At 68.1% G+C, this 6,623-nt stretch carries 6 protein-coding genes; 5 read left to right on the top strand and 1 reads right to left on the bottom strand.

Annotated elements, in window-relative coordinates:
• Positions 1–42: 42 nt before the first annotated feature.
• Positions 43–645, top strand: a complete 603-nt coding sequence (locus DFR41_RS26805) for a GNAT family N-acetyltransferase (protein ID WP_114804982.1) — start codon at positions 43–45, stop codon at positions 643–645.
• A 131-nt stretch (positions 646–776) separates the two neighbouring features.
• A complete protein-coding gene (locus tag DFR41_RS26810) occupies positions 777–2,057 on the top strand; it encodes an amidohydrolase family protein (RefSeq protein ID WP_043118143.1) in 1,281 nt (426 codons plus the stop codon).
• Positions 2,058–2,099: 42 nt separating this feature from the next.
• Here DFR41_RS26810 and DFR41_RS26815 read toward each other — a convergent pair whose 3' ends face one another.
• Positions 2,100–2,681 carry an amino acid synthesis family protein gene (locus DFR41_RS26815; RefSeq protein WP_017761988.1) on the bottom strand — a complete coding sequence of 194 codons (582 nt, stop codon included), beginning with the start codon at positions 2,679–2,681 and terminating at the stop codon, positions 2,100–2,102.
• Between the two features lie 288 nt (positions 2,682–2,969).
• Between DFR41_RS26815 and adh the strand changes: the two genes are divergently transcribed.
• From adh to DFR41_RS26830, 3 genes are all read left to right on the top strand, one after another.
• Positions 2,970–4,490 carry an aldehyde dehydrogenase gene (gene adh, locus DFR41_RS26820; protein ID WP_114804983.1) on the top strand — a complete coding sequence of 507 codons (1,521 nt, stop codon included), beginning with the start codon at positions 2,970–2,972 and terminating at the stop codon, positions 4,488–4,490.
• Positions 4,491–4,635: 145 nt separating this feature from the next.
• Positions 4,636–5,667, top strand: coding sequence for an alcohol dehydrogenase AdhP (gene adhP, locus DFR41_RS26825; RefSeq protein ID WP_017757804.1), 1,032 nt, complete (start codon positions 4,636–4,638; stop codon positions 5,665–5,667).
• 227 nt (positions 5,668–5,894) lie between these two features.
• On the top strand, positions 5,895–6,386 hold the full coding sequence (locus DFR41_RS26830; RefSeq protein ID WP_017757805.1) for a pilin: 492 nt from the start codon (positions 5,895–5,897) through the stop codon (positions 6,384–6,386).
• The last annotated feature ends 237 nt before the right edge of the window (positions 6,387–6,623 follow it).

Here is a 6,623-nt window from a genome sequence, read left to right on the forward strand (position 1 = left end):
CGCCGACGCTGGTGCGACCACGGCGCGCGCTAAGCTCGTGCCATGACATCGGCCCAGACGCGTTTCACCGCCATCGATCCCGCACGGCTCCAGGGCCCGCGCGTGCGCCTGCGGCCTTGGCAGCCCGACGATCTGGCACCCTTCGCAGCGATGAGTGCCGACGCCCAGACGATGGCCTACTTCCTCTCGACCATGGACCGCGCCGAGAGCGAGCTCATGGCGCAGCGCTGCCAGGCCCTGATCGATGCCCAGGGCTGGGGCTTCTGGGCCGTGGAGCTGGCGGGTGCCGGCGCCGACGGACCCTTCATCGGCCTCTGCGGCATGAACCGGCCGGCATGGCCGCTGCCCTTTGCGCCTTGCGTCGAGATCGGCTGGCGGCTGGCGCGGCCCTGGTGGGGCCAAGGTCTGGCCGCCGAGGCCGCGGCCTTGGCGCTGGACGTCGGCTTCGCCGAGTTGGGCCTGGACGAGATCGTTGCCTTCACCGCCGTGGACAACCGGCGCAGCCGCGCGCTGATGGAGCGCCTGGGCATGGCGCGCGACGAGGCGGAGGACTTCGACCATCCCGCGGTTCCCGACGGCCATCCATTGAAGCGGCATGTGTTGTACAGGTTGCCCCGCAGGGACTGGACGCGGACGCAGCCATGAGCCGTACGCGGACCAGGACACGGCAGTGAGGACGGCCGGCGTGGCCTGACCGCCTTCTGGAGGCCGGCCCCTACACTGCCGCGCAGCTGGCAAGCCCTTTGCAAGCCGCCAAGCCACATCCCACGCCCGCCATGCTCGACCTGCTCATCACCCACGCCACCCTGCCCGACGGCCGCACCGACCAGTCCATCGCCGTCCAGGGGGGGCGCATCGTCGAGGTGTCGGCCGGCCTCGATGCGCCCGCTCACGAGACGCTGGACGCCGGCGGCCTGCTGGTGGCACCGCCGTTCTGCGACCCGCACTTCCACATGGACGCCACGCTCAGCTACGGCCTGCCGCGCGTCAACCAGAGCGGCACGCTGCTCGAAGGCATCGCGCTGTGGGGCGAGCTCAAGCCGCTGCTGACGGCCGAGGCACTGATCGAGCGCGCCCTCGCCTACTGCGACTGGGCGGTGGCCAAGGGCCTGCTGGCGATCCGCAGCCATGTGGACACCAGCGACCCCAGCCTGCTGGCCGTCGACGCGCTGCTGGAGGTCAAGCGCCGCGTGGCGCCCTACCTCGACCTGCAGCTCGTGGCCTTTCCGCAGGACGGCGTGCTGCGCACGGCCGGGGGCGTGGACAGCCTGCGGCGCGCGCTGCGCAAGGGCGTGGACATCGTGGGCGGCATTCCGCACTTCGAGCGAACCATGGCCGATGGTGCCGAGAGCGTGCGCCTGCTGTGCGAGATCGCGGCCGAGGAGGGCAAGCTGGTCGACATGCACTGCGACGAGTCGGACGACCCGCTGTCGCGCCACATCGAGACGCTGGCCTTCCACGCGCAGCGCCTGGGCCTGCAGGGCCGCGTCACCGGCTCGCATTGCACCTCCATGCACAGCATGGACAACTACTACGTCAGCAAGCTGCTGCCGCTGATCGCCGAAGCGGGCGTGAGCGTGGTCGCCAATCCGCTGATCAACATCACGCTTCAGGGCCGGCACGACAGCTACCCCAAGCGCCGCGGCATGACGCGCGTGCCCGAGCTGATGGCGGCGGGCGTCAACGTCGCCTTCGGCCACGACTGCGTGATGGACCCGTGGTACGGCATGGGCTCGGGCGACATGCTGGAGGTGGCCCACATGGGCCTGCATGTGGCGCAGATGACCAGCCAGGGCGGCATCCAGCAATGCTTCGAGGCGGTCACCAACAATGCGGCGCGGCTGATGCACCTGCCGGGCTACGGCATCGCGGCCGGGTGCGACGCCAGCTTCGTGCTGCTGCAGGCGCGCGACCCGGTGGAGGCGATCCGGCTGCGCGCCACACGGCTGGCGGTCTACCGCAAGGGCCGGCTGCTGGCGAAGTCGCCCGCGGCGACGTCCCAGCTGTTCGTCGAAGGGCGCCCGGGGACCACGGCCTTTATGCCCGCGCGGAGCTGAGCCGCGGCGCCGGGCCGACACCGCGCGCCCGACGCCAGCGCCTCAGCGCTGGCCGTCGTGCACCGACACGTTCTCCTTGAGCAGCCCGCCCAGGCGCGAATGCACGCGCCCGCCGGTGCCCATCACCAGCGCGAACAGGATCTCGCGCGGGCGCGGGGCGTCCTGCATGCCGATCTCGATGCTGTTGAAGTGGCTGCGGACGTAGGAGGCATGGATGTACTGCACCGGCACCATCAGCCGGTAGCCCGCCACGGCCACGGCCTTGTTGGCCGGCACCATGGCCTTGGGCTGGCCCAGCACTTCGCGCATGGCCCAGCCGCCGGCCTCGTGCCAGACGGCGCCATGCTCCATCTCGCCCTCGATGCCGACGATGGCGGCCTTGCTGTAGACCTCGACCTTGTCCTTGCCGCCGAGGGTCTGCACCAGCTCGGTGGCCAGTTCGGCACCCAGCGCGCGCAGCTCGGCCATGAAGGGCATCAGGTCTGGTTCGTAGCGGCCGGCATAGGGGTTCTGGATCACGGCGCAGGCGGCCGCCAGCTTCAACGGCTGCGCCGGTGCCGGGCCGCCCTCGTGGTAGGTGGTCTCGATGGTGAGGCTGCGCTTGCGGATCTGGATAAGGGACATGGGAATGCGCCAGAAGGCGGTGGGATGAGGCGTGGCGCGGGCATCGGTGCCGCACGCCGCGAGCCCAGGATGCTGCCACGGGCTGTGCCGCAACGCCACAACTGTGCCGTTGCGACACAGCCGGCGAACACCCGCAGGACCTGGTCGTACTGGGAGTCATGACGGGCAAGTGCCTGTCGCTTAAGGATTTTTCCGCGCGCGGTGCAGCGCCCATGCGCTGGCACATGCCTTGCCCCAGCAAGCGTACCGCCCACCCCGGCGCGGCAACCAACCCCGGAGACAAGCACCATGGACATGGCAGACATCGCCCACCTCGGCGTGGCCAACCCCTTCAAGAAGCAGTACGGCAACTACATCGGCGGCCGCTGGGTCGCGCCTGTGGACGGGCAGTACTTCGAGAACGTCTCGCCCATCGATGGCCAGGTGTTCTGCACCATCCCGCGCTCCAACGAGAGGGACATCGAGGCCGCGCTGGACTCCGCCCATGCCGCCAAGAAGGCCTGGGGCCGCACCTCGGCCACCGACCGCGCCAACGTCCTGCTCAAGATCGCTGACCGCATGGAGGCCAGCCTGCTGACGCTGGCCGTGGCCGAGACCATCGACAACGGCAAGCCGCTGCGCGAGACCCTGGCCGCCGACGTGCCGCTGGCCGTGGACCACTTCCGCTATTTCGCCAGCTGCGTGCGCGCCCAGGAAGGCAGCATCGCCGAGGTGGACCACGACACCATGGCCTATCACTTCCACGAGCCGCTGGGCGTGGTGGGCCAGATCATTCCCTGGAACTTCCCGCTGCTGATGGCCGCCTGGAAGCTGGCCCCCGCGCTGGCCGCCGGCAACTGCATCGTGCTCAAGCCGGCCGAGCAGACGCCCGCCTCGATCCTGGTGCTCATGGAGCTGATCGGCGACCTGCTGCCGCCGGGTGTGCTGAACGTGGTCAACGGCTTCGGCACCGAGGCCGGCAAGGCCCTGGCCACCAGCAAGCGCATCGCCAAGATCGCCTTCACCGGCTCGACGCCGGTGGGCAAGCTGATCATGCAGTACGCCAGCCAGAACCTGATCCCGGTCACGCTGGAACTGGGCGGCAAGAGCCCCAACATCTTCTTCGAGGACGTGATGTCGGCCGACGACGGCTACTTCGACAAGGCGCTCGAAGGATTCGCGATGTTCGCCCTCAACCAGGGAGAGGTCTGCACCTGCCCCAGCCGCGCGCTCATCCAGGAGTCGATCTACGACGCCTTCATGGAGCGGGCGCTGAAGCGCGTCAAGGCGATCAAGCAGGGCAACCCGCTCGACAAGGCCACCATGATCGGCGCGCAGGCCTCGCAGGAGCAGTTGGACAAGATCCTGTCGTACATCGAGATCGGCCTGCAGGAAGGCGCGCAATGCCTGACCGGCGGCACGCGCAAGGCGCTCGACGGCGGCCTGGCCGGCGGCTACTACGTGGAGCCCACGGTCTTCAAGGGCCACAACAAGATGCGCATCTTCCAGGAAGAGATCTTCGGCCCGGTGCTCTCGGTGACCACCTTCAAGACCGAGGAAGAGGCGCTGGAGATCGCCAACGACACGCTCTTCGGCCTGGGGGCCGGCGTGTGGACGCGCGATGGCGCGCGCGCCTTCCGCATGGGCCGCGGCATCGAGGCCGGCCGCGTGTGGACCAACTGCTACCACGCCTATCCCGCGCACGCCGCCTTCGGCGGCTACAAGCAGTCGGGCATCGGCCGCGAGACCCACAAGATGATGCTCGACCACTACCAGCAGACCAAGAACCTGCTGGTCAGCTACAGCCAGCAGCCCCTGGGCTTCTTTTGACATGGGTCATCCTGCCCCGCCCGAGGCAGGCCTAAGGTGACGCCTGTCCACGCGGACGCCCCGTCCGCGTTCCCGGCCGCCCCTCGCCCGTCTACCGGGCCGATGCGGGCGGCCTCTTCTCTTCTTGTTGTGGAAGGAATCGAGCATGTCCCAGAAGACCATGAAAGCTGCGGTGGTCCGCGCCTTCGGCCAGCCGCTGACCATCGAGGAAGTCCCCGTCCCCACGCCCGCCGACGACCAGATCCTGGTCAAGATCGAGGCCTCCGGCGTCTGCCACACCGACCTGCATGCCGCCGAGGGCGACTGGCCGGTCAAGCCCAATCCGCCGTTCATTCCCGGCCATGAAGGCGTGGGCTTCGTGGCCGCCATCGGCCGCAACGTCAAGCATGTGAAGGAAGGCGACCGCGTGGGCGTGCCCTGGCTGCATTCGGCCTGCGGCTGCTGCACGCACTGCCTGGGCGGCTGGGAGACGCTGTGCGAGTCGCAGAGCAACACCGGTTACTCGGTCAATGGTGGCTTTGCCGACTACGCACTGGCCGACCCCAACTACGTGGGCCACCTGCCCAAGGAGGTCGGCTTCGTGGAGATCGCGCCCGTGCTGTGCGCTGGTGTCACGGTCTACAAGGGCCTGAAGGTGACCGACACCCGGCCGGGGGACTGGGTGGTGATCTCCGGCATCGGCGGCCTCGGCCACATGGCGGTTCAGTACGCCAAGGCCATGGGCCTGAACGTGGCCGCCGTGGACGTGGACGACGACAAGCTCGCGCTGGCCCGCACCCTGGGCGCGACCGTCACCGTCAACGCGCTGAACACCGACCCCGCGGCCTACCTGCAGAAGGAGATCGGCGGCGCGCATGGTGCGCTGGTAACGGCCGTCTCCCCCAAGGCCTTCGAGCAGGCCCTGGGCATGGTGCGGCGTGGCGGCACCGTCTCGCTCAACGGCCTGCCGCCGGGCGACTTTCCGCTGCCCATCTTCGACATGGTGCTGCGCGGCGTGACGGTGCGCGGCTCCATCGTCGGCACCCGGCTGGACCTGCAGGAGGCGCTGGACTTCGCCGCCCGCGGCCAGGTGCATGCCACTGTGGCCACCGAAAAGCTGGAGAACATCAACGACGTGTTCGCCCGCATGCACAAGGGCCAGATCCAGGGCCGCATCGTGCTCGACATGAATGCGTGATCCCCGCAGGCGCGCGGCGCCCCGCCGCCGCGCGCCTGCCGCCAATTCGTGATCAATCAATATTCGTAAATAAATACAAATTAACTGCTCGCGGAATTTAACCAAATTTCTGGCAGAAAAATAAGCTCCCATCCATTCGCACAGATGGACGCCGAATAGCCCGCTGATATCCTATTGAGCGCCGCTCCAAGAATCAGAAGCGGAATTTCAAAGGGAGTTGATCTGTCATGGAAAATCGTCATTCGCGCCACGGCTCGCGGGGCTTCACCCTGATCGAGTTGATGATCGTCATTGCCGTCCTGGGCATTCTCGCGTCGGTCGCCATTCCGCAATACACCGACTATTCCTCGCGCGCCCGCGCCGCCGCGGCGATGTCGGAATTGGCAGCGCTGAAAAGTTCGGTGGTCGCCTGCGCCACCGACCTGGGCACATTCACCGGGTGCAATACCGGAACCAACGGAATTCCGTCCACCTTCACCGCCACCAAGAATGTCACCGGCGGCTTCGGTATCACCAATGGCATCATCGCCGCCACGACCGGCGCCACCAGCAAGACGGGCACCGCGCTCACGGTCACGCTGACGCCGAGCCAGACCGACGGCGCCGCAAACATGGTCTGGACCACCTCGGGCACCATCTGCAACGACACGCGCGGGCTGCGCGCGGGCCAGGGCGGCTGCGCCGACGCGCCCGCGACACCTCCGGCATCGGGCGGCTGACGCCGGCTGTACCTCGAACCTTCGGTGGGCGCCTCTGGCGCCCTTTTCTTTGTGCGCCCAGCATGGGCGCCCTCTTGCGGTTGCAAGTCCTGCCGTAAGTTGATCACGACGAACGAAGTGAAGCGCAACTGCACGAGGGCGACGAGTGTGGGGAGGAAGCGTGGAGCGAAGCTGCGAGCCGATGAACAAGAACCGGATAGAAGGCAGTGCCGAGCAGGGCGAGTGGGCAAAGAGCCA

The sequence above is a fragment of the Pseudacidovorax intermedius genome (assembly GCF_003350475.1).
Taxonomy (GTDB): Bacteria; Pseudomonadota; Gammaproteobacteria; order Burkholderiales; family Burkholderiaceae_C; genus Xenophilus; species Xenophilus intermedius.